General features: G+C 72.8%; 20 protein-coding genes. 5 read left to right on the forward strand and 15 right to left on the reverse strand.

What is annotated here, in order from left to right; genetic code table 11:
* Positions 1 to 5: 5 nt before the first annotated feature.
* Positions 6 to 407 (reverse strand): gamma-glutamylcyclotransferase, encoded by a 402-nt coding sequence (locus tag ACFQ87_RS06320; protein WP_380609419.1) that lies wholly within the window; start codon positions 405 to 407, stop codon positions 6 to 8.
* Positions 408 to 584: 177 nt separating this feature from the next.
* Entirely contained in the window at positions 585 to 2,237 is a 1,653-nt protein-coding gene (gene aceB / locus ACFQ87_RS06325) for a malate synthase A (protein WP_380609420.1), read from the reverse strand.
* A 201-nt stretch (positions 2,238 to 2,438) separates the two neighbouring features.
* Here aceB and ACFQ87_RS06330 point away from each other — a divergent pair, with 201 nt between their 5' ends.
* On the forward strand, positions 2,439 to 3,236 hold the full coding sequence (locus ACFQ87_RS06330; protein ID WP_380609421.1) for an IclR family transcriptional regulator: 798 nt from the start codon (positions 2,439 to 2,441) through the stop codon (positions 3,234 to 3,236).
* A gap of 368 nt (positions 3,237 to 3,604) precedes the next feature.
* Here ACFQ87_RS06330 and ACFQ87_RS06335 read toward each other — a convergent pair whose 3' ends face one another.
* A complete protein-coding gene (locus tag ACFQ87_RS06335; protein WP_380609422.1) occupies positions 3,605 to 3,742 on the reverse strand; it encodes a hypothetical protein in 138 nt (45 codons plus the stop codon).
* Between the two features lie 535 nt (positions 3,743 to 4,277).
* On the opposite strand from ACFQ87_RS06335, the gene ACFQ87_RS06340 reads away from it, so the two are divergent.
* The gene (locus tag ACFQ87_RS06340; protein ID WP_380609423.1) at positions 4,278 to 4,607 is read left to right on the forward strand and encodes a MoaF N-terminal domain-containing protein; all 330 of its coding nucleotides are present in this window, start codon (positions 4,278 to 4,280) and stop codon (positions 4,605 to 4,607) included.
* A gap of 30 nt (positions 4,608 to 4,637) precedes the next feature.
* On the opposite strand, the gene ACFQ87_RS06345 is transcribed toward ACFQ87_RS06340, so the two are convergent.
* Positions 4,638 to 5,780, reverse strand: coding sequence for an alpha/beta hydrolase (locus ACFQ87_RS06345; RefSeq protein ID WP_380609424.1), 1,143 nt, complete (start codon positions 5,778 to 5,780; stop codon positions 4,638 to 4,640).
* A gap of 208 nt (positions 5,781 to 5,988) precedes the next feature.
* Positions 5,989 to 6,615 carry a TetR family transcriptional regulator gene (locus ACFQ87_RS06350; protein WP_380609425.1) on the reverse strand — a complete coding sequence of 209 codons (627 nt, stop codon included), beginning with the start codon at positions 6,613 to 6,615 and terminating at the stop codon, positions 5,989 to 5,991.
* A gap of 138 nt (positions 6,616 to 6,753) precedes the next feature.
* On the opposite strand from ACFQ87_RS06350, the gene ACFQ87_RS06355 reads away from it, so the two are divergent.
* Entirely contained in the window at positions 6,754 to 7,518 is a 765-nt protein-coding gene (locus ACFQ87_RS06355; protein WP_380609426.1) for an SDR family NAD(P)-dependent oxidoreductase, read from the forward strand.
* A 101-nt stretch (positions 7,519 to 7,619) separates the two neighbouring features.
* On the opposite strand, the gene ACFQ87_RS06360 is transcribed toward ACFQ87_RS06355, so the two are convergent.
* The 5 genes from ACFQ87_RS06360 to ACFQ87_RS06380 all read right to left on the reverse strand — a co-directional run bounded on the left by ACFQ87_RS06360 (position 7,620) and on the right by ACFQ87_RS06380 (position 11,146).
* Entirely contained in the window at positions 7,620 to 8,288 is a 669-nt protein-coding gene (locus ACFQ87_RS06360) for a Pr6Pr family membrane protein (RefSeq protein ID WP_380609427.1), read from the reverse strand.
* Between the two features lie 128 nt (positions 8,289 to 8,416).
* Positions 8,417 to 9,379: a phosphotriesterase gene (locus tag ACFQ87_RS06365; protein WP_380609428.1), complete on the reverse strand. Its 963-nt coding sequence runs from the start codon at positions 9,377 to 9,379 to the stop codon at positions 8,417 to 8,419.
* Positions 9,376 to 9,900: a carboxymuconolactone decarboxylase family protein gene (locus ACFQ87_RS06370; protein WP_380609429.1), complete on the reverse strand. Its 525-nt coding sequence runs from the start codon at positions 9,898 to 9,900 to the stop codon at positions 9,376 to 9,378. Before ACFQ87_RS06370 ends, ACFQ87_RS06365 begins: the two co-directional genes overlap by 4 nt.
* 17 nt (positions 9,901 to 9,917) lie before the next feature.
* Positions 9,918 to 10,493, reverse strand: a complete 576-nt coding sequence (locus tag ACFQ87_RS06375; protein ID WP_380609430.1) for a DUF4865 family protein — start codon at positions 10,491 to 10,493, stop codon at positions 9,918 to 9,920.
* Positions 10,494 to 10,579: 86 nt separating this feature from the next.
* Positions 10,580 to 11,146: a TetR/AcrR family transcriptional regulator gene (locus ACFQ87_RS06380; protein ID WP_380609431.1), complete on the reverse strand. Its 567-nt coding sequence runs from the start codon at positions 11,144 to 11,146 to the stop codon at positions 10,580 to 10,582.
* A 399-nt stretch (positions 11,147 to 11,545) separates the two neighbouring features.
* Here ACFQ87_RS06380 and ACFQ87_RS06385 point away from each other — a divergent pair, with 399 nt between their 5' ends.
* Complete coding sequence (locus ACFQ87_RS06385) at positions 11,546 to 12,538, forward strand: aldo/keto reductase (protein WP_380609432.1); 993 nt, start codon at positions 11,546 to 11,548, stop codon at positions 12,536 to 12,538.
* A gap of 127 nt (positions 12,539 to 12,665) precedes the next feature.
* Here the strand turns inward: ACFQ87_RS06385 and ACFQ87_RS06390 are convergent, their stop codons facing one another.
* The 5 genes from ACFQ87_RS06390 to ACFQ87_RS06410 all read right to left on the reverse strand — a co-directional run bounded on the left by ACFQ87_RS06390 (position 12,666) and on the right by ACFQ87_RS06410 (position 18,943).
* Positions 12,666 to 13,352 carry a winged helix-turn-helix domain-containing protein gene (locus ACFQ87_RS06390; protein ID WP_380609433.1) on the reverse strand — a complete coding sequence of 229 codons (687 nt, stop codon included), beginning with the start codon at positions 13,350 to 13,352 and terminating at the stop codon, positions 12,666 to 12,668.
* A 957-nt stretch (positions 13,353 to 14,309) separates the two neighbouring features.
* Positions 14,310 to 14,858: an ATP/GTP-binding protein gene (locus ACFQ87_RS06395; protein ID WP_380609670.1), complete on the reverse strand. Its 549-nt coding sequence runs from the start codon at positions 14,856 to 14,858 to the stop codon at positions 14,310 to 14,312.
* Between the two features lie 79 nt (positions 14,859 to 14,937).
* A complete protein-coding gene (locus tag ACFQ87_RS06400) occupies positions 14,938 to 15,267 on the reverse strand; it encodes a DUF742 domain-containing protein (protein WP_380609671.1) in 330 nt (109 codons plus the stop codon).
* 242 nt (positions 15,268 to 15,509) lie between these two features.
* Positions 15,510 to 15,929: a roadblock/LC7 domain-containing protein gene (locus tag ACFQ87_RS06405; RefSeq protein WP_380609434.1), complete on the reverse strand. Its 420-nt coding sequence runs from the start codon at positions 15,927 to 15,929 to the stop codon at positions 15,510 to 15,512.
* The gene (locus tag ACFQ87_RS06410) at positions 15,926 to 18,943 is read right to left on the reverse strand and encodes a nitrate- and nitrite sensing domain-containing protein (protein ID WP_380609435.1); all 3,018 of its coding nucleotides are present in this window, start codon (positions 18,941 to 18,943) and stop codon (positions 15,926 to 15,928) included. The genes ACFQ87_RS06405 and ACFQ87_RS06410 overlap by 4 nt, the downstream gene beginning before the upstream one ends.
* Positions 18,944 to 19,550: 607 nt before the next feature.
* On the opposite strand from ACFQ87_RS06410, the gene ACFQ87_RS06415 reads away from it, so the two are divergent.
* Positions 19,551 to 21,377, forward strand: a complete 1,827-nt coding sequence (locus ACFQ87_RS06415; protein WP_380609436.1) for an AMP-dependent synthetase/ligase — start codon at positions 19,551 to 19,553, stop codon at positions 21,375 to 21,377.
* Positions 21,378 to 21,391 lie beyond the last annotated feature (14 nt).

Genomic DNA, 21,391 nt, shown 5'->3' on the forward strand with positions numbered 1-21,391 from the left:
AACCGTCAGGCCGTACGCCCGAGCGTCGCCAGGTAGGCGCGCCAGCCGCCGTGGCGGGTGATCTCGCGGTGCACGCCACGCTCCAGCTCGCCCCGGGCGAGCAGCATGGACAGACACGCCGAGCCGTCCTCCAGCTCGATCACGCCCAGCTCCAGCTCGCGCGGCTCGCCGGGCAGGATGACGTCCCGCAGGCGCTCCAGGCTGATGTCGTACAGCTCGCCCTCGATCGCGGTGTCCACCGCCGGATCGGCCAGCAGCCCCGGGCAGACGTCCGTCCCGCCGCTGTGGTCGATGGAGAAGAAGCGGTAGCCGGGGGCGGTGCGGGCCGGGCCGATCAGGGCGTCGGCGACCTTGGCGTGGAACGGTCCGCCGACCATTGCCTGACCGTTGAAGAAGATGCGCGCCATGGATGGACTCCTCACAGATTCAAAGACCGCGACAAAACGACCGTGACAAAAAAGACCGTTCCGCACGGCGACGAGAGGACAGGTGGATTTCGTCGCCGTACGGAACGGAGCAAAGGGGCGGCGGAACTGCTACAGCCCGGCAGGCGGCAGCGGCGGCGCCGGCGGATAGATTGGTGCTCAGCCCAGCAGGGGAAGCGCGGGGAGGGTCAGGAAGTCCGCGAACTCCTCGGCCAGGGAGACCTGTTCGAAGAGCTGGGCGGCCTCGCGCCAGCGGCCGGCGGCGTAGGCCTCGACACCCAGCTCGGTGCGGAGTCCGGCCAGCTCCGCGGCGACCAGGGTGCGGACCAGCTCGGCGGTGGCCTTCTCGCCGGTGTCGGACAGCACGACCCCGTTGTGGATCCACTGCCAGATCTGCGAGCGGGAGATCTCGGCGGTGGCGGCGTCCTCCATCATGTTGAAGATGCCGACCGCGCCGAGCCCGCGCAGCCACGCCTCGATGTAGCGGATGCCGACCTGGACGGCGTTGTGCAGCCCGGCGTGGGTGCAGGTGCCGCCGGCGCCCGCGATGTCGAGCAGTTCGGCGGCGGTGACGGGCTCGGACGGCCCCGGGTTGTCCTTCTGGTTGGGGCGCTCGCCGAGCACCGCGTCGAACGAGGCGCGGGCGACCGGCACCAGGTCCGGGTGGGCGACCCAGGAGCCGTCGAAGCCGTTGCCGGCCTCGCGGTCCTTGTCCGCCTTGACCTTCTCCAGCGCGGCGGCGTTGACCTCCGGGTCCTTGCGGCTGGGGATGAACGCGGCCATACCGCCGATCGCGTGGGCGCCGCGCTTGTGGCAGGTCTGCACCAGCAGCCGGGTGTACGCGGCCATGAACGGCGAGGCCATGGTGACGCTGTTGCGGTCCGGCAGGATGTAGTGCTCGCCGGCGTCCCGGAAGTTCTTGACGATCGAGAACAGGTAGTCCCAGCGCCCGGCGTTGAGGCCGGCCGCGTGGTCGCGCAGCTCGTAGAGGATTTCGTCCATCTCGAAGGCGGCGGTGATGGTCTCGATCAGCACGGTGGCGCGGGCGGTGCCGTACGGGATGCCGAGTTCGGCCTGCGCGTGGGTGAACACGTCGTTCCACAGCCGGGCTTCGAGGTGGCTCTCGGTCTTCGGCAGGTAGAAGTACGGGCCCGAATTGGGGTCCTCGATGCCCTTGGCGAGCAGCCGGGCGGCGTTGTGGAAGAAGTACAGGCCGAAGTCGACGAACGCGCCGGCCACCGGGACGCCGTCGACCAGCAGGTGGTTCTCGTCCAGGTGCCAGCCACGCGGGCGGACCACGACGGTGGCGAGTTCGGCGGCGGGCTTGAGGGTGTAGGCCTTGCCGGCGGTGCTGGTGAAGTCGATCCGGCCCTCGAAGGCGTCGATCAGGTTGACCTGGCCGCTGAGCACGTTCTCCCAGGTCGGGGAGGTGGCGTCCTCGAAGTCGGCGAGCCAGATCTTCGCCCCGGAGTTGAGCGCGTTGATGACCATCTTGCGGTCGGTGGGGCCGGTGATCTCGACCCGGCGGTCCTGGAGGGCGCGCGGCGCCTCGGCGACCTTCCAGTCGCCGGCCCGGACGTCGGCGGTCTCCGGGAGGAAGTCCAGCGTGCCGGTGCGGGCGATCTCGGCGCGGCGGGTCTTCCGCCTGGCCAGGAGTTCCTGCCGGCGCCCCTCGAAGGCGCGATGGAGGCCGACGACGAAGGCGACCGCCTCCGGAGTGAGCACCTCCTCCGCCCGGTGGACGCGCGGACCGGCGACAGTGACGACCGGAGCGGCGGGGGAGGCGCCGACGGGCCCCTGATCTGCAGCCATGAGCAGGACACTCCTAAGACGGTTGAGCCTGGCGAAGGGAGCTCCGGTGGGAGCTTCCTCGGGAACTTCCTCGATCGTTACCCGCCTGTCGGCGAGTTCGATTCTGTAAGGTGGAGACTAGTTTCCGCGATACAGAATTTCAACGGTTTGTTGAAGAGGTCGCCGGGACTCTACTCCTCCCCGACAGCGAAGGGAACGCCGGTGGTTGCGACCCCCGACACAGCATCGACGACAGGTGCCGACCGCGCGAGCGGCGGCGTGCAGTCCGTCGAACGCGCCTTCCAACTCCTGGAGGCGCTGGCCGACTCCGGCGGCGTGGCCACCCTCAGCGAGCTCTCCACCAGCTCCGGCCTCCCGATGCCGACCATCCACCGACTGGTTCGTACCCTCGTCCAGCAGGGCTATGTCCGCCAGGACACCGCGCGCCGCTACACCCTCGGCCCCCGACTGATCCGCCTCGGCGAGACGGCCGGCCGCCTGCTCGGCAGCTGGGCCCGCCCCTACCTGGCCGAGCTCATGGAGGCCACCGGCGAGACCGCCAACCTGGCGGTGCTGGAGGGCGGCGAGGTGGTGTACGTCGGGCAGGTGCAGTCGCGGCGCTCGATGCGGATGTTCACCGAGGTCGGACGGCGGGTGCAGCCGCACTGCACCGGCGTCGGCAAGGCGCTGCTCGCCCAGCTCCCCGAGGACGAGGCGCGCGCGATCCTGGGCCCCAACCCGCTGCCGGCACACACCGAGTACACCGTCACCGACCCGCAGGAGCTGATGGACCAGCTCGCCGAGGCGCGCGAGCGCGGCTACGTGGTCGACGACCAGGAGCAGGAGATCGGCGTCCGCTGCATCGCGCTCGCGGTCCCCGGCGCGCCGACGCCCACCGCGCTCTCGGTGTCCGGCCCGGAGGCCCGGATCCGGGCTCTGGAGGAGCAGGCCGGCGCCTCCTCGCTGGTACCGGTGATGCGCCAGATCGCGACCCGGCTGGGACAGGTTCTCGCACCCTGACGCTGCGTCAATCTCCACACCTCCGCGACGAGTACGGGAAGCGGGTCCCGTTCGACAGGCCCCGTTCGATGAGCCCCGTTCGGCATCCCCCGTTCAACGTCCCCCGTTCGACGTCCCCCGTTCGACGGACGGGGGCGGGTTGCGCCGTGTCGGCGGCCGCCGCTGCGCCGCCCTGGTGCGGACGCTGCCCGCGATGGCACGGGCGGCCGCAGCGCGAGGAAACGGGGCACAGCCCGGACGACCGGGACGAACGCAACAACCGGCAGCCGTTCGACCTCACGGTGGTCGGGACGGCTGCCGGTTCCTGAGAGCGACTGGTTCCGGGGGGACGTGCGCTGCGTGCTACGTACGGTTAGATGCAGATGCGATTAGCGGTAGACGCGCACATAGAAGGTGATCGGGGTGTTGCCCTGCGGCGCGGGGTGGTACTTGCCCGCGCATACCGAGAGGTTGAGGATCAGGTACGCCGACCAGTTGGCGCCGACACCCTTGCCGTCCGAGAACACCTTGACGCCGTTGACGTACCAGTCGACCGAGTTGGCACCGTAGTAGGTGCCGATGTCCGCTGTGGTGCTCGGTTACCCGCCGGCGGGCGGACAGGACTCGGCGTCCCGGCGGCGGGGTCCGCGAGGGCGGACGACCGTTGCAGGCTAGGCAGGCCGTCCGTGAACGGACAACTCCGTCGGGCCGGTTGTCGCACAGCTCACAGTGGTGTCGATCAACGACGCTTCGCGGCAACCGAGTTGATCAACAGCGCCGATCAAGCACGGCGATCGAGCGTGCCGAACAAGCACGGCGAACAAGCGCGGCGATCAGCCGTAGTAGGGCTCGCCGGTGCCGAAGTAGGTGCGGCGGGCGACACCCATGTGCCGGTCACACACCGCGACGGGTGACGCGATGGCGGACCGTACCGTGGCGCGGGGCCGCCCAAGTCGGCCCGGTCGGATAAATTGGAGACCTGACATTTTCCGCCGTGCACAAGTGCCCGAGCCCGATCCGCACGGTCCGCCCCACGCTCCCGAAAAGAGGTCCCGCCCCACCATGACCGCGCCCCTGCCCGCCTTCGCCGGCCGTACCTACGTCTTCCGGGCCGACAACGGCGCGGCCTTCCGCAACACCTACTCGGCCGACGGCAAGCGGCTGCGCTGGGAGGGCCTCGGCGAGTCGGCGGGCCAGTGGGAGGACGTGCTGCTGCACGTCGCCGAGGTCGCGCCGGAGATCTACTTCGTCAGCTGGACGGAGCAGAGCGGGATCACCGTCAGCCACGTCATGGACCTCAACAAGCTGACCGTACGGGCCTTCTGGACCTTCGAGGGCGAGGGCGGCCGGGTCGGGCAGCTGCACGCGGGGACGCTGGAGCGGGTGGCCTGAGCCAGGCTGAGGTTCTCGGTCCGTTCGGCGTCAGACGGCCTGGTTCGGCACCTTGAGGTGGTCGGACAGCCACTCCAGCGAGGACGGCAGCAGCGCGCTCCAGGTCTCGAAGTTGTGACCGCCCTTCTCCAGCATGCTGTAGGAGACCTTCATCGGGCTGTGCACCGCGTCGATGAAGGCCTCGGTGTCCTGCCGGTAGTTGCCGTCGCCCTTCTTGGTGCCGGCAAGCAGCACGGAGACCTTCGGCTGGGGCAGGTTCTTCAGCCGCCACATCAGGTTGGCCTCGTCGCGGCGCTGCTTGCTGCCGCCGAAGAGGTCGCCGGTGGTCGGGTCGTCGGCGGCGTCGTAGTAGGCGGACAGGGCGACGGCGGTCGGGAAGACGTCCGGGTGGCGCATGGCCAGCTTGAGTGCGCAGTATCCGCCGGTCGAGTTGCCCATGAAGGCCCAGGCCTGCGGGTCGGTCGAGACCCGGAAGCTCGCCTGGATCGCCGAGGGGACGTCCTTGCTGAAGTAGGTGTCGGACTGGGCGCCGTTCGGGATGTCCTCGCACTCGGTGTCCTGCGGCAGGGCGGGCGAGGGACGCATCAGGACCATGACCGTCGGCTGCATCCGGCCCTCCTGCAGCAGCTTGAGCGCGGCACCCGGGTAGTTGAACCGGGTGATCAGGTTCTCGGCGATCCCGGGGAAGCCGGTGCTGACGATCACGGCCGGGAACTGCTTCTGCGCGTACTCGGGCTGGAAGTACTGGGGCGGCAGGTAGACGTAGCCCTCGGTGGACAGCTGGCTGACCTTGCCGTCGATCCGGACCTTGCGGATCTCACCGGACTGGCTGGGCTCGCGGCCCAGCGCTCCCCCGCCCTGCACCGAGGCGTGCCCGACGGTCTCGACCATGAGACGGCCGGCCGCGTCCGCCTTGTTGTGGATCACCACCGGGCCGGCCCTACCGGTACCCAGCAGGTCGTCCCAGCTGCTGTAGAAGGCGAAGTAGTTGTTCGCCACCAGACCGAGCGCGGCGAGCACGGTGACCTGGGTGGCGAGCAGCGCTCCGATCCGGCCGAACACCGCCCGCCAGGACTTCTCGGCGAGCCTGGGCCACAGCCAGACCGTGCCGGCCGTCATCACGACGGCGATCAATATGGCCAGCGCCAGCACCTTGTGGCTCGTCAGACCCATGTCCTACTTGCTCCCACGCCTCGAACTCCCCGCCCCCTCCGCTCAGGACATCCGAGGAGGTCACCCCGGTTCCCCTGCCGGGGCGCGCGATCACCAACCCTAGCGGGAGCTGGGAGAAAGCTGACCGCCGCCCGACAGTCAGCGGGAAGCGGGCAGGGAGTCGGCTGGGAACCGGCGGGGAGCAGATGACGACCGCCAGCCGCCCCCGCTACTCCCCGCCCACCCGCACCCAGAGCCCCAGCCCCGCCGTGAGCTCACGCATGCAGTGGGCGCCGAGGTCCTGCGGGGAGCCCGGGCCGGTGACAGGGGCGTCCGAGGAGGCCCACTGCTCCAGGGCGACCCGGATCGCCGCCGTCGCCGCGGCGGCGGCCAGCCGGAGCTCCAGCGGGTCGGTGCCGGCCGGGCAGCGGTCGGCCAGGACCGCCCGCAGCCGCTCCTCCGAGCCCGCGTGGACCCGCTGCCAGGTGCCGTCCAACCGCGGGTCGCGCAGCAGACTGCGGGTCCAGTGCATCGCCTCGACCGCCGCGTCGTCGGCCGGGGTCAGCGACGCGACTGCCGAGCGCTCCAGTGCCTCGCGCAGCGGCAGGTCCGCCGAGCTCTCCGCCAGCAGGTCCACCCAGCGCTGCCCGCCGGCCGCCAGCAGCGGCGCGACGGCGTCCTCCTTGACCGAGAAGTAGCGGTAAAAGGTGCGCAGCGAGATGCCCGCAGCGAGGGCGATCTCCTCCGCGGTGGTCGCCTCGGCCCCCTGCTCGGCGAAGAGCTCGGCGGCGGTGCGGGCGATCTCCAGCCGGGTGGCGTCACGGCGGCGCTGGGTCAGGGAGGGGCGTCCGGTCACAGGGGCCAGCGTACGCAGTCGATCACCCTGATGGCACATCACGCCAAAAAGTCACATCGAGACTTATTGGCACGTCGTGCCACATGGGCGTACCGTGTCGTTCGGGGTCGAGAGACCGCGAACGAACGGAGTACCACCATGGAGCGCTTCAGCGGACGGAACGTCCTGATCACCGGCGGCGGCTCTGGCATCGGCCAGGCGACCGTGCACCGGATCCTCGCCGAGGGCGGGAAGGTCGTCGCCGTCGACGTCAACGAGGACGGCCTGAAGAAGACCCTGGACCGCGCGACCGCCGACGGCACCGCGGACCGCCTGACCATCCAGATCCTGGACATCTCGGACGAGGCCGCGGTCGTATCCGGCGTGGCCGAGGCGATCGCGGCGCTCGGCGGCCTGGACGTGCTGGTCAACGCGGCCGGCATCCTCCGCTCCTCGCACACCCACGAGACCACCTTGGAGTTCTGGAACAAGCTCCTCGCGGTGAACCTGACCGGCACCTTCCTGATGACCCGCGAGGCGCTCCCCGCGCTGCTCGCGACCGGCAAGGGCGTGGTGGTCAACTTCAGCTCCACCTCCGCGAGCTTCGCCCACCCCTACATGGCCGCGTACGCCGCGACCAAGGGCGGCATCCAGTCCTTCACCCACGCGATCGCCTCGGAGTACTCGAAGCAGGGCCTGCGCGCGGTCTGCGTCGCGCCGGGCAGCATCGACAGCGGCATGACCAACAACCCCGGCCTGCCCGCCGACGCCGACTTCAGCCTGCTCGCCAAGCTCTCCCCCGCCATCGGCCAGGGCTTCGCGGGTCCGGAGACGGTGGCAGGCGTGATCGCCATGCTGGCCTCCGACGACGGCTCCTTCGTCACCGGCACCGAGCTGCGGATCGACGGCGGCACCCACATGTGACCCGCCGGTCCGGCGGACGACACGACGACGGGGCCTGTGCCTTCCTCCATGCGGCACAGGCCCCGTCGCGCGTCCGCCGGCCGGTCAGGCCGGCGGCTTCGTCAGCCTCCGTCAGCCGGTGCGGGCCGGGCGTGACCGCCGGGCGGCAGCGCGCCCTGTCGGGCGTCGCGGTGGGCGGCGAGGGCGTTGCCCACCGCGGCGACGGCGGCCCCGACGAGCAGGAAGGCCACCGTCATCAGGAAGCACGCGCCCGCGACCCGGCGGTAGCCGCCGTGCCGGGCGGGGTCGAGGAAGGGGTACGGGTACCAGTCGACGGCGTGGCCGCGGATCAGCGCGTACACCAGGTAGACCAGCGGGAACGCCAGCCAGCTGAGCACCACCGTTGGGCGGATGCGCTGGACGGGCGGGTCGATCAGCCAGTCGGCGAGCACCACGAGCGGCATCGCGCGGTGGGCCACGTCGTCCACCCACGGGATCACCAGCAGCGCGGGGTACTTCGCCAACAGCGTGCCGTAGGCCAGGCCGGTGATCGCCAGGTAGAGCACCACCGCCCCGCGCACCGCGTCCGGCACGGGCCGACGGCCGGTCAGTCCGGCCCAGCCGCCGTAGCCCAGGACCGCCATCCCGGCGAGGTTGCCGAGGTTGGTGAAGTAGCTGAAGAAGTTCACCACCCCGGTGACGTCGGTCGCCGCGTGGTAGCCGGAGAAGCAGAGCGCGACGGCGATGAGGGCCGCGACAGCGAGCCGGGCGGGAGCGAGCCACGAATGCATCGTCGGGACCGCCTCTCTGGGGCGTGGTCCGGCAGGGCTTACTCGGATTCAAACCCCGCCGAGCGGACTCGGCCACAGGAAGGAGCGCCGCGCGGGCCTCGGACGGTCTCGGAGGGCCCCGGACGGTCTCAAGGGGTGGGCCAGTCGACGGCCAGGGCCGCGGCCGGGTTGGCGACCAGCAACCTGTCGGGCAACTCGGGCCCGAAACCGCGGGCCAGCCGCGGGGCCAGGTCGGTGAGCAGCCGGGCTGTGCCGCCGACCTCGCGGGCCGTCCGGGTGGTGGTGTCGGCGCCGAGCAGCAGCCGGTCGGCGTGGCCCGCCTCGACCAGGTCGGCGATCACGTCGAAGGCCTGGAGGTCGGCGGGGTGGCCGATCCGGGACGGGCTGTCCAGGGCGAGGAACACGCCCTCGGCGGCCAGGCTGCGGTGCAGCGTCCGGTCGGTGAAGCGGGTGAGGTGGCCGAGGATGATCCGGTCGGGGCGGACTCCGTACCGTCCGTGGAGCCGGCGCAGGACGCCGTGCGGGTCGCCGTCGGGTTCGAGGTGGACGGCGATCGGGGCGCCGGTGGCGTGGTGCGCCTCGGCGGCGGCGGCCATCGTCCGGCGGGTGTGCCCGGTGCTGGGGCCCGCGTCGCCGGCGATCTTGATCAAGCCGGGCCGGACGCCCTCGGGCGCGCCGGGGAGCCCGGTGGTGAGCTCGGTGACGAAGCGCTCGGCGAGGTCGGCGTACGGGGCGGTGCGCTCGCTCACGTCGTCGCCGGGGGCGGGGAAGCGGCCCTGGGGGTAGTGAGCCGTCTGGTGCGCGCCGGTGGCGGCGACGATGTGGACGCCGGTCGCGCGGGACAGCCCGGCGAGGGTGTCCGCGCCCCGGCCCATGCCCCACGGGGTCCACTGGACGAGGGTGCGGCCGCCGGCGGCGGCGTACGCGCGCAGGACGTCCTCGGCGGCGGCCGGGTCGTCCAGCTCCTGGCCGGGGAACCGGGGGCTGCGGATGAACAGGTGGTCGTGGGCGTCGGTGACGCCCAGCTCGGCGGGGTCGAGGTCGCCCAGGACGGTCCGGACCGTGCGGGTGGTGCCGGCTGGGGTGGTCATCGCCGGCCCTCTGAGCCGTCTGTGTCCGCTGCGCCCGCTGTGCCCTCCGCGTCCGCTGCGGGGGCGTCGGCCGGGGTGTCGGCCGGGGTGTCGGCCGGGGTGTCGGCCGCCGCGAAGGTGGCGGTGGCGACCCGGAGGCCCGCCAGGGTCTTGGGGACGCCGACGTAGGGGGCCAGGTGCACCAGGACCTCGGTGATCTCCTCCCTCGTCATCCCGATCCGCAGGCTGTTGCGCACGTGGTCGGCGAGCTGCGGCTCGACGCCGCCGAGGGCGGTGAGCGCGGCCAGGTTGGCGATCTGGCGGTCGCGCAGGGCGAGGCCGGGGCGCTGGTAGGTGCCGCCGAAGAGGCTGGTGACGATCCAGTCGGGGAAGCCGGGGGCGACGCCGTCCAGGCCTCCGAGCGTGGCGGCGGCGACCGGGCCGGCGAGCTGGGCCAGCAAGGCGTAGCCGGCTTCGCGGTCGAGCGGGGCGGGCGTGAGGTCGGCGGGTGCGAGCTCGGCAGGGGTCGTGGCGGTGGGCATGGCGGTGGCGGGTCCTTTCACCAGTGGCGGCCGGTCGGCAGCCGGTCGAGTTCGGGGCGGGACAGGTGCAGCACCTGGTAGCGGGCGCCGGGCTCGTCCTCGGGGGCCGGGCCGTGCCAGAGGGCGAACCGGAGCAGCTCCCAGCGGCTCGGGTCCACGGCGACGACGGCGGTGTGCAGGGCCGGGTGGTCGGGCAGTTCGGAGAGGGCCCGCTCGACGGCCTCGGCCGGGTCGGCGGTCTCCGGGAGTCGTACGGTCACGCGGGTGGCGCTGGTCGGGGCGGCGGTACGGGAGCCCCCGGCGAGTCCCGCGCCGAGCCAGTGGTGGACGGCGGGGCGGCCGAAGTCGGCACTCAGTCCGCGGAAGCCAGGGCCCCAGAGGAAGCTGTTCATGCCCTCGGCGGTGTGCCAGAGGTAGAACGGCGCGTACTGGTTGACCGGCGAGCCGTCCCGGCCCCGCTCGCGGACCAGGTAGGCCTTGAGGCCGAGGCCGGGGTGGGCGTCGAGCAGGTGGCCCTTGTCGGCGACGCGTTTGCGGATGACGCCCATGTCGTAGTCGGCGGGGAGGGTGATCTCGTACTGCATGGCGTGCACGGCGGGGCTCCTCGGGGTGGTCTTCTGGCGAACCTCGGGCGATGCGGCTCGGGCTTGTGCGGCCGGTTCGTCGCGGCTGTCCGGTGTCAGGCCCGGCGGTGCGCACCGAGCAGGCCGAGGGCGCCTCGGACGGCCCGCTCGAAGGGCTCGGCGCTGTTCGAGGCGCGGGCCAGTACGTAGCCGCCCTGGACGACGGCGACCACGGCGGCGGCGGTGTCCGCCGGGTCGAGGCCGGGGGCGAACTCGCCGCTCGCCTGGCCCTCGGCGACCAGATCGGCGATCCGGCCGCGCAGCCAGTCGAAGGTCTCCTCGACCGGGGCACGCAGCTGCGGGTCGGCGATGACGTCCGGGTCCTGCGCCATCCGGCCGATCCGGCAGCCGCGCAGCACCTCACGGTCGCGGTGCAGGTAGGCGGCGATGCGGTCGTAGGCGCTGCCGGGGGCGGCGAGGTCCGCGTCGGCGATGCCGCGCATCTGCTCGGCGCTGCGGCGTAGGGCGGCGGCGGCGAGGTCGGGCTTGCCGGCGAAGTGGTGGTACATGCTGCCCTGGCCGACCCCGGAGCGCTGCTGGATGGCCTTGGGGCTGGTGCCGACGTAGCCGCGCTCCCAGAGGAGGGCCTGGGTGCTCTCGATGAGGCGGTCCTGAGTGCTCATGTGGATCACTGTACATACCAGTAGGTACAGAACGCCAGGGGCTTCCGCCCGGGGACTCCGAATGCCGGAAATGGTTGAGGGCCGTGCGCCGCCCCCCGGCGGCCACGGCCCCTCGACCGTTCGTCATCCCCCGTGCCACCAACGGGCATTCCGCCGCGGCCGGTGGCGCGCGTCACGTCACGCACGGTGGCAGACGTCACCCCGGGTAGGGGGTGCACGGCGCATTGCGCGGGCGGGTCGGCGCTCGGGGCCGGCTCGGAACAGGCCGGGACAGGCCGGGACAGGCCGGGACAGGCTCGCCCGGCGTCCGCCACGCCAGGGGCAGTGCGGCGGAACGCAGTTCGCGGCGCCTCAGGGCGAGGGCTTGATCGGCCGCTGACGGCTGGCAAGATGTCCGGCATGAGCTACCTCGCCTCGGATGACCGCTATGCCTCGATGACCTACCGGAAGGCCGGCCGCAGCGGCGTGCAGCTGCCCGCCGTCTCGCTCGGACTCTGGCACAACTTCGGAGACGCCCAGCCGCTGGAGGTGCAGCGGGCGGTGCTGCGCCGGGCCTTCGACCGGGGCGTCACCCACTTCGACCTGGCGAACAACTACGGCCCGCCGTACGGCAGCGCGGAGCGCAACTTCGGCTACCTGTTCGCCCAGGACTTCCGGCCGTACCGGGACGAGATGTTCATCGCGACCAAGGCCGGCTGGGACATGTGGCCCGGCCCGTACGGCAACGGCAGCAGCCGCAAGTACCTGCTGGCCAGCCTGGACCAGTCACTGGGGCGGATGGGGCTGGACTACGTCGACGTCTACTACTCGCACCGCTACGACCCGGACACCCCGATCGAGGAGACGATGGGGGCGCTGGACAGCGCGGTGCGCTCGGGCAAGGCGCTGTACGCGGCGATCTCCAACTACCCGGCGGAGCAGCACCGGGAGGCGGTGGCGATCCTGCGCGAGCTGGGGACGCCGGTGCTGATGAACCAGTCGGCGTACTCGATCCTCAACCGGCACGTGGAGGAGGCCGGCGTGCTGGACGCGGTGGGCGACACCCAGACCAGCCTGATCGCCTACTCGCCGCTCGCCCAGGGGCTGTTGACCGACCGCTACCTCTCCGGCGAGGTGCCGGCCGGGTCCCGGATGTCGGTCGGGAAGTTCCTGACCGAGGAGGTGCTGACCGGGTCGAAGCTGGAGCAGCTGCGGGCCCTGAACAAGGTCGCCGAGGGACGCGGGCAGACCCTGGCGCAGCTGGCGCTGTGCTGGGTGCTGCGGGACCCGCGGGTGGTCTCGGTGATCATCGGGGCGAGCAGCGTGGCCCAGCTGGACCAGAACCTCGACGCGCTGGCCGGCGGGCCGCTGACGGAGGCGGAGCTGGCGGAGATCGACCGACTGAGCCGCTGAGCCGCTGAGCCGCTGAGCCGGACGGCGGCGAGCGGCGAGCGGCCGACAGCTGACAGACTTCGAAATCTGTCAGCTGTCAGCTGTCAGCCGCAATCCGTCGGCTGCCCGACGCCGCCCACGGACCGGGTCAGCCGGCCGGGGTGTACTTGTAGCCGACCCGACGGACCGTCACGATCGTGTCCCGGTAGGCGGTTCCGAGCTTTCGGCGCAGCCGGGCGACATGCACGTCGACCGTGCGTCCGTCCCCGACGTGGCCGTAGCCCCAGACCGCCGAGACCAGGTGGTCCCGGGTGTGCACCCGCTGCGGATGCTCGGTGAGGTGGGCCAGCAGCTCGAACTCCAGGTAGGTGAGGTCGAGCAGCCGCCCGTCGACGTAGGCGTTGCGCCGCTCGGTGTCGACGGTGATCCCGCGCCCGGCCGAACGGACCGGCCGTCCGGCATTCGAGACGCCGCCCGAGACGGCGGGCTCGGAGACCCCCGAGGGCGGAGCCACCGGGCTCTCGGCCGGAACCAGAACCAGGTACCCGACCATCGGGTGGCCCGCCGCGCCGCCGGCCTGCGGCCCGTACTGGGCGAGCAGCCCCTGCGGCAGGGCGGCGACGACGGCCGCCCCCTCCGGCAGCGCGGCCAGCAACGAGGCGGGCGCCGGCGGGACGACCGTCCGGGACTGCGGTCCCGCGGCGGGGGCGACCGAGGGAACGGAGGCGACAGGCGGAACCGACGGAACGGGCGAGACGGAGGGAACGGAGCGGACCGCGCGCAGGTGCGGGGTCGCGGTGGGCAGGGGCAGGGTGGCCGTGGAGGAAGAAGACATGGTGTGCCGCTCATTTCGCGCGTGACGGACGGGGTGGAGTCGTCTGCGCGTCGACCGGGCGTACTGCCGTTGCTGGACCGGACCGAACCGGGTTCAGCGGGCGGAGAGCCGGGACGCGCTGGGCGAGCCCGGACACGTCTGATCGAACAGGTGCGGCTGCCGGGACGGCCAGAACGGCTCAAGGTCGAGGCGACCCTGTCGGCTGTCCACGGCGCGACGCGCGCGCCCGTTCCACCGTCCGGTCCGCGGACCCGCGCACATCGCGGGAGCCGGCCCGGTCGGACGGGGGCGGCCGGCGACGCCGGGGGCAGGGCTGGGGCAGACGATGTTCACTGGTTTCTCCGCGGGGCGGGGCCGGTTGGTCGGCCGCGGACACGCCGGAGGGGCGGTCCGCTACGGCCTGGTCGACGGGGGTCGGCGGTGCGTCGGGCGGCGGCCGGGTGGGCCGGAGCTGCCGGGGGACGTACCGGGGCGGGGTGAGTCCGTCAGCGACAACAGGCGCTGCAGATCAGCGCGTGGTCGATGTAACGGCGGACGGTGAGCACCGGCACGACGGGTCCGGGCATGGCGGTGGTTCGTCGCTGACCGACAGTCATCCCCGGTGCCCTCCCCCTTCGTTCTGTCCGGCGACGCACCGATGTCGGTGCGCGCCGACGGTGCCGCGTCGGATCGTCGAAGGCCTGGTCGCCGGTCGGTAACACCCGTGCGAACGGGGCGTTTCCAACCTTCCCGACGGCATGGCCGGGGCGGCCTTCGTCCACAGAGCCTTCCACGCCCGAGCCGGTCTAGGCAACCTTCAGCACGTTGACCGTCCGGGATGTGGACGACCCAATGAGACGCCCGGCGGGCTGAGGAGCCTTGACCAGCGGTGATTGGCGGACGGTCAGGCGGTACCGGTCAGGTCTCGGACGGTCAGGCCCCGGACCGTCAGGCCCCGGACCGTCAGGCCCCGGACCGTCAGGCCCGGGCGGGAGCCCGGCGGCGGAGGGCGGCGGCATGCTCGACCAGGGCGACCAACAGCTCCTTACCGTCCTCCCGCAGCCGCGCGTCGCACAGCAGCACCGGGATCTCCGGGTCGAGGTCGAGGGCGTCCCGGACCTCGTCGGGGGCGAACCGTTCGGTGCCCTCGAAGCAGTTGACCGCGACGACGAACGGGATGCCGCGCTGCTCGAAGAAGTCGACCGAGGGGAAGCAGTCGGCCAGCCGCCGGGTGTCGGCGAGCACCACGGCGCCGAGCGCGCCGCGCGCCAACTCGTTCCAGACGAACCAGAACCGGTCCTGCCCTGGGGTGCCGAACAGGTAGAGCGCGAGGCCGGGCCGCAGGTCGATCCGGCCGAAGTCCATGGCCACCGTGGTGGTGCTCTTCTCCTCGACGCCCGAGGTGTCGTCCACCGGGCGGCCCAGCTCGCTGAGCTCCTCCTCGGTGCGCAGTGGCCGGATCTCGCTGACAGCGCCGACCAGGGTGGTCTTGCCCGCACCGAACCCGCCCGCGACCAGGATCTTCACCGCGACGGCCGGACCGCCGCGCCACTGCGGGTCGTTGGCGTTCCCGCGCGGCGCCGAGGACGGGTCCGCAGGGGTGTGGTCAGAGCGCACGGAGTCCATTGATCACGTCTCGCAGCAGGCGCTCGTCCGGCAGCTCGGCGAGCGGAACGGGTCGGGTGACGCTGATCAGGTCGGCGTCGTAGAGGTCGCCGAGCAGGACGCGCACGACGCTGACCGGCAGGTCGGTGTAGGAGCCGAGCTCCGCGACGGACAGCGGATCGTGGCGGCACCAGGCCAGCAGGGTCTGGTGCTCCGGGTCGAGGACGTGCGCCGGCACGGCCCCCGCGTCCGGCCCGGGGTCCTTGGCGGTGATCAGCGAGATCAGGTCGAACAGACCCTCCTCGACCGGCCGGGTGCGGCCCCGGGTCATCGAGTAGAGCCGCACCACGGGCCCGGCCTCGTCGTCGAACCAGCGGTCGTCGGCCGGGGTGCGCGGCTGGAACAGGTCGACCTCGGGTCCGCCCGGGGTCGCCTGCTCCTCATCGGTGGGCTCGGCCGAGTCCACCGACACCTGGGGGCCGTCGAGCGCCTCCGGCCCGTCGAGCGCCTCGGGGCCGTCAAGCACCCCGGGGCGCTCCGGTCCGTCCGCCTTCGGATCCGCCATCGGACCCCTCAGCTCCTCGGCGCGGCGGCTTCGGTGCGCGGCTCGGCGGCCATGTGCTCGCCGACCCGCTTGACCAGCAGGGCCATCTCGTAGGCGATCTGGCCGATGTCAGCCTCGGCCTCGCTCAACACGGCCAGGCAACTGCCGTCGCCGGCGGCCGTGATGAACAGGAAGGCCTCGTCCAGCTCGACCATGGTCTGCCGGACCCCGCCGACCTTGAAGTGCCCGCCGGCGCCCTTGGCCAGGCTGTGGAACCCGGCCGCCACGGCGGCGAGGTGCTCGGCGTCCTCCCGGTCGAGGTCGCGGGAGGCGCCGGTGGCCAGACCGTCGCTGGAGAGGATCACCGCGTGCCGCAGGGCCGCGACGCGCCCCACCAGGTCGTCCAGGAGCCAGTTGAGGTCACCGGACGGCTGCGTCGAAGTGGTCATGAATCAGTTCCTTCCGCTGGAGCGGGTGGTGCAGGCGATACGGGTGATACGGGTGATACCGGTACTGCGGATGCTTCGGGTACTGCGGGTGCCACTGGTGATACGGGCGAGGCGGGCGTCGGGTTCCGCCGCACCGGCTGCCCGGCCGGCACCCGGCGGGCGAGCGGCGCCCGGCCGGCGTCCTCGGGGGCGGGCGCGGGCAGCGCCGTCGGGGCGGGTGCCGGGCTGATCGCCCGTCGGGACAGGTCCGGCGGCTGCCAGGCGGGTACGGCCGTGGGCCGGGTGCCTGACGCGGTGGAACGATCCTGCACACTGCGGTCCTGGCCGGTGCGGTCCCGGGCGGTACGGTCCTGGGCGGCGCGGTCCTGGGCGGTCCGATCGGCCGGGCCGGTGGCGCCGCGCCCGCGGGTGAAGCCGCGCTGGAACGAGGCGAAGGTGGCCCGGGCCTCCTCCGGCGAGCGCTCCCGCGACTCCCGGAGCTCCCGGACGTCACCCGACGCGTCGGCCGACCCGGCCTCCCGAACCGCGCGGTCCTCGGGCGCAGCCTCGGAACGGAGCCGCTCCTTCGCCTGCTCCTTGAGCTGCGGCGCGAGGTTCGCCTGCCGGACCCTTCGCGGCAGACCGCCCGGCGTCCGCTGCGCGGCGGCCACCGGGGCAGCGGCCACCGTCACGGCGTCCGCGGTCACGACGTCCGCGGACGCGGCGGCCACCGGCACGGCGTCCGCCGGCACGGCCGTCGGAGCATCGGCAACCGTCGGCACCTCCTCGGCCCCCGCCACGTCCCGCCGGTGCCGCCCCGTCCCCAGAGCGCCCTCGACGTCCGGCGCCGGCGCGGGCACCAGCACCGGCCCGCCCTTGGGCCGCGCAGCCCGGCGCGGCAGCCCGTTGGCCGTACGCCCCGCCTCGGGCGCCGACGGGCGCGGCCCGCCGCTCACCCGGTGCCGCCCGCCCGCAGCGGCCGGAGGCTCAGCAGCGGGCGCCGAGGCGTCGCCAGGCACCGCGACCAGGTCGCGCTGCCCGCGCCGCCCCGCCGCCGCCCGTCCCGTCGCCGCCCGCTTCGGCGCACGGACGGCCGAGGCGCCGGCGGCTCCCTGGGCGGGCGGCTCCGGCAGCCCGTCCGGTGCCTCCGCCAGCAGCTCGCGCGGGATCAGCACCACCGCCGTGGTCCCCCCGTAGGGCGAGGGCCGCAGGTGGACCCGGATGCCGTGCCGCCGGGCGAGCCGGCTGACCACGAACAGCCCCAGCCGGTCGGTGTCGGCGAGATCGAACTCCTGCTCCACGGCGAGGCGTTCGTTGATCTCGGCGAGCAGCTGCCCGCTCAGTCCGAGCCCGCGGTCGTCGATCTCCAGCGCGAAGCCGTGCGCCACCACCTCGCCCTGGACGGTGACTTGGGTAGCCGGCGGGGAGAACACCGCGGCGTTCTCGACGAGTTCGGCGATCAGGTGGGTCACGTCGGCGACGGCGCTGCCGAGCAGGCCGGTGCCGGGGAAGGGCCGGACGATCACCCGGGCGTAGTCCTCGACCTCGCCTACCGCCGCGCGGACCACGTCCACCATCCGGACCGGCTTGCGCCAGGCGCGCCCGGGCGAGCCGCCGGCCAGGATGATCAGGCCTTCGGCGTGCCGGCGCATGCGGGTGGTGAGGTGGTCGACCTTGAAGAGGTCCTCCAGCTCCGCCGGGTCCTCGGTGCGGCGTTCCATGGTGTCGAGCAGGGTGAGCTGCCGGTGCAGCAGCACCTGGCTGCGCCGGGCCAGGTTGACGAACACCGCCGAGACGCCGCGCCGCAGTTCGGCCTGTTCCACGGCGGCTTCCACGGCGGCCCGCTGGACCGCGTTGATGGCCTGGCCGACCTGCCCGATCTCGGCCTGACCGAAGTGCAGTTCGGGCGCCTCGACGGCCACGTCCACCGGCTCGCCGCGGCGCAGCCGCAGCATGACGGACGGCAATCGGGTGGTCGCCAGTTCGTTGGCGGCGTTGCGCAGGCCGATCAGCTCGCGGGCGAGGCCCCGGCCGATCCGGAAGGAGATCAGGATGGTCAGGACGACGGCGACCAGGCCGATCGCGCCGGCGATGCCGCCGCTCCAGAGCGCCGCGATCGCGGTGGACCGCCCTCGATCGTCCAGGCCCGCGGCGATCCGGGAGTTGATCGAGGCGAGGTCGCCGAGCGAACGGTCGGCGGTCTGCCGCCAGTTGTCGCCGTTGAGCGCCCAGGCCACCCGGTCGGGGCCGCCGGCGCCGACGAAGTCCGCCTCGGCGCGGGCCAGCGCCCCCCAGGCCTCGCCGCCGCGCAGGGCGATGTAGTCGGACTGGTCGGCGGGTTCGAGTTCGGCGATGTAGACGGTGAACAGCGCCTGCTGGTTGTGCAGGGCGTCCAGCGCGACCTGGTACTGCTCGGCGGTGGGCTTGGCGGTGCCGGCGCGCAGGCCCTCCATGGCCGCGTCCTCCTGCGAGAGGTACTCGCGGGCACGCACCAGCTCGATCAGGATGGTTCCCTGGCGCGGGAGTTGGCCGCTCTGCCGCGCGACGTAGGCCGACCGGAAGCCGAACACCGGCCGGATCAGGTCGCTGTACTGCCCGAGCGCGAACTCCCAGTTGAGCGCGAGGCGGCCGATCTGGGCGCGCAGCGGGGCGATCTGGTCGGCGGCGGCGATGATCTGCACCAGGCGGGCCCGCTGGGCGGCGGAGAGTTCGCCGTGGGCGCCGTCCTTCTTCTGCCGCAGTACGGTGAGGCTGCGGTCGGTGGCGGCCGCGGCGTGCTCGAAGGCGTCCCGGGCGACCGGCGAGTTCGGGTCGGCCAGGCGCTGGACGGCGGCCCGGCGCTCGTCCTGCAGGTCGCTCGCGTACTGGTCGACCGCGGCACCGTAGTCCTTGTACGTACGGCTGATCGCCAGCTGGTTCCAGGCATCCCCGGTGGTGGCGAGCGTCGCGTACACCCACAGGGCGGCGAGCGCGACGATGGGCACCAGGAGCAGCGCGATGATCTTCGCGCGGATCGAGCTGCTGCGCAGACGCATGGAGTCCTCGGTCGGGAAGTGCCAGGCGCGGACGGGGAGCGGGGGGAAGCGGTGTGAGGGGGGTGCGGAGGGTTCGGCGGGCTCGGGCGGGTTCGGCGGGTGTGCGAAGTGGGGCTCGGACGGACTTTGCGGAGGTATGGGAAGGAAGCTGCGGAGGGCTCCCGGCCACGGGTCTGCGAGACTCTACTACGCCGTGACCACACGTTCGAGGGTCGAACCACTCCGCTTCCCCGCCTTGCCCAGGACACGTCAGGAGCCACCCGCGCTCGCGCCCGCTTCATGCCCGTCCCGCACCCGGACCTCGAACGGATCCTGGACGGATCCCGGACCGATCCGACCCGGATCGCGCCCGGATCGTCCACCGACACCCCGAATGTCCAGGTCACACCGTGCGCGCACCAACTCCCCGAATCCTCCCCCTCACCTCCACGATCACGGCACCATCCGAGCGGACCCGTGCCGATCTCGTCGCGTCACCGCCACAACCCTGGGCAGTGACAGGACGATCCGATAGTTTCGCTCCACCCCCACGACCGGGCGCCGCCACCCCGACGCCCGTCCGCCGGGACCGACAGACAGCGCCGCGAGACGCGAACTGGGGAGGACTGTGCGCGAGTTCACCACGCCTGCCCCGCCCGGACGCGAGGCCACCGGAGGACTCGCCGACTCCCTGTACGACACCGCCGAACGCACGCCCGAGATGGTCCAACTGTCCTGGCGGACCGGCGACGGGCGGTGGCAGGACGTCACCGCGCGGGAGTTCCGGGACCAGGTGCTCGCCCTCGCGAAGGGCCTGCTGACCCGCGGCGTGCGCTACGGCGACCGGGTCGCCCTGATGTCCCGCACCCGCTACGAGTGGACGCTGTTCGACTACGCACTCTGGTCGATCGGCGCGATCACCGTCCCGGTCTACCCCACCGCCGCAGCCGAGCAGGTGCGCTGGATCCTCGCCGAGACCCAGGCGGTGGCCTGCCTGGTCGAGGACGAGGACGCCGCGATGACCGTCGGCGCGGTCTGCGACGCGCTGCCCGACCTGACCGGCATCTGGCAGCTCGACCGCAACTGCGTCGCCGCGATCACCGAGGACGGCCTGGACGTACCCGACGCGCTGGTGCACCGCCAGCGGCTCGGCGTCGCCGCCGCCAACATCGCCACCGTCGTCTACACCTCAGGCACCACCGGCCGGCCCAAGGGCTGCCTGATCACCCACGGCAACCTCGCCGCCGAGGCCGACGCGCTGCTCGACGGCTGGGGAGACGTCTTCCGCGACACCGGCGGCGGCCAACCCGCGACCCTGCTGTTCCTGCCGCTCGCGCACGTCTACGGGCGGGCCGTGCAGATCGCGGCGGTCCGCGGCGGCTTCCGGATCGGCCACATCCCCGAGGTCTCCACCGGCGCGCTGCTGCCCGCCCTGGAGACCTTCCGGCCGACCTTCCTGCACGCCGTGCCGTACGTCTTCGAGAAGATCTTCCAGCAGGCCAGGCGCGCCGCCGAGGAGGGCGGGCGGGGCGAACTCTTCGAGCAGGCCCGGCAGGTGGCCGTCGACTGGGCGGCCGCCCGGGAGCAGAAGGCCTTCGGCCGCGGCCCCGGCCCGGGCGCCGCGCTGCGGCTGCGCCACCTCGCCTACGAGCGGACCGTCTACCCCAAGCTGCGCGCCGTGCTCGGCGGCCGGGTGCGCAGCGTGATGTGCGGCGGGTCCTCGCTGCGGCGCGAGTTGAGCCTGTTCTTCACCGGCGTCGGGCTCCAACTGTACGAGGGCTACGGACTGACCGAGACCACCGCCGCGATCACCGCGAACCCGGCCGGACGGCAGAAGCTCGGCACGGTCGGCCAGCCGGTGCCGGGCGCCTCGGTGGCGATCGCCGACGACGGCGAGGTGTGGGTGCGCGGCGGCTCGGTGTTCGGCGGCTACCTCAACCACCCGCAGTGCACGGCGGAATCGCTGGTGGACGGCTGGTTCGCCACCGGTGACCTGGGCCGGCTGGACGGGGACGGCTACCTCACCATCACCGGGCGCAAGAAGGACCTGATCGTCACCAGCAGCGGAAAGAACCTCGCCCCGACCGCGCTGGAGGAGCGGGTCGAGGCGCACCCGCTGGTCTCCCAGTGCCTGGTGGTCGGCGACGACCGCCCGTACGTGGCCGCGCTGATCACACTCGACCCAGCCGCACTGGCGCACTGGTTGAAGACCCACGGGCGGGAGCAGCTGGACCCGTGGGCGGCGCTCACGGACGAGCAGTTGCACGTCGAGATCCAGCGCGCGGTGGCGGCGGCGAACACGGCGGTCTCGCGGGCCGAGTCGATCCGCGCCTTCCGCTTGCTGCCACGGGAGTTCAGCCTGGAACAGGGACTTCTGACGCCCTCGCTCAAGCTGCGACGGGCGGCGATCGCGGAGCACCACGCGGACGACATCGAGGAGTTGTACCTCTCCTGAACCGGACTGGCCCG

Origin of the sequence: Kitasatospora sp. NPDC056531 (assembly GCF_042794375.1) — a bacterium.
Lineage (GTDB): Bacteria > Actinomycetota > Actinomycetes > Streptomycetales > Streptomycetaceae > Kitasatospora.

Excerpts from the sequence above, each read along its gene's own strand:
- ACFQ87_RS06320 (WP_380609419.1), bottom strand. The coding sequence starts at position 407 with ATGGCGCGCATCTTCTTCAACGGTCAGGCAATGGTCGGCGGACCGTTC.
- aceB (WP_380609420.1), bottom strand. The coding sequence starts at position 2,237 with ATGGCTGCAGATCAGGGGCCCGTCGGCGCCTCCCCCGCCGCTCCGGTC.
- ACFQ87_RS06340 (WP_380609423.1), top strand. The coding sequence starts at position 4,278 with ATGACCGCGCCCCTGCCCGCCTTCGCCGGCCGTACCTACGTCTTCCGG.
- ACFQ87_RS06345 (WP_380609424.1), bottom strand. The coding sequence starts at position 5,780 with ATGGGTCTGACGAGCCACAAGGTGCTGGCGCTGGCCATATTGATCGCC.
- ACFQ87_RS06355 (WP_380609426.1), top strand. The coding sequence starts at position 6,754 with ATGGAGCGCTTCAGCGGACGGAACGTCCTGATCACCGGCGGCGGCTCT.
- ACFQ87_RS06360 (WP_380609427.1), bottom strand. The coding sequence starts at position 8,288 with ATGCATTCGTGGCTCGCTCCCGCCCGGCTCGCTGTCGCGGCCCTCATC.
- ACFQ87_RS06365 (WP_380609428.1), bottom strand. The coding sequence starts at position 9,379 with ATGACCACCCCAGCCGGCACCACCCGCACGGTCCGGACCGTCCTGGGC.
- ACFQ87_RS06370 (WP_380609429.1), bottom strand. The coding sequence starts at position 9,900 with ATGCCCACCGCCACGACCCCTGCCGAGCTCGCACCCGCCGACCTCACG.
- ACFQ87_RS06380 (WP_380609431.1), bottom strand. The coding sequence starts at position 11,146 with ATGAGCACTCAGGACCGCCTCATCGAGAGCACCCAGGCCCTCCTCTGG.
- ACFQ87_RS06385 (WP_380609432.1), top strand. The coding sequence starts at position 11,546 with ATGAGCTACCTCGCCTCGGATGACCGCTATGCCTCGATGACCTACCGG.
- ACFQ87_RS06390 (WP_380609433.1), bottom strand. The coding sequence starts at position 13,352 with ATGTCTTCTTCCTCCACGGCCACCCTGCCCCTGCCCACCGCGACCCCG.
- ACFQ87_RS06400 (WP_380609671.1), bottom strand. The coding sequence starts at position 15,267 with ATGACCCGGGGCCGCACCCGGCCGGTCGAGGAGGGTCTGTTCGACCTG.
- ACFQ87_RS06405 (WP_380609434.1), bottom strand. The coding sequence starts at position 15,929 with ATGACCACTTCGACGCAGCCGTCCGGTGACCTCAACTGGCTCCTGGAC.
- ACFQ87_RS06410 (WP_380609435.1), bottom strand. The coding sequence starts at position 18,943 with ATGCGTCTGCGCAGCAGCTCGATCCGCGCGAAGATCATCGCGCTGCTC.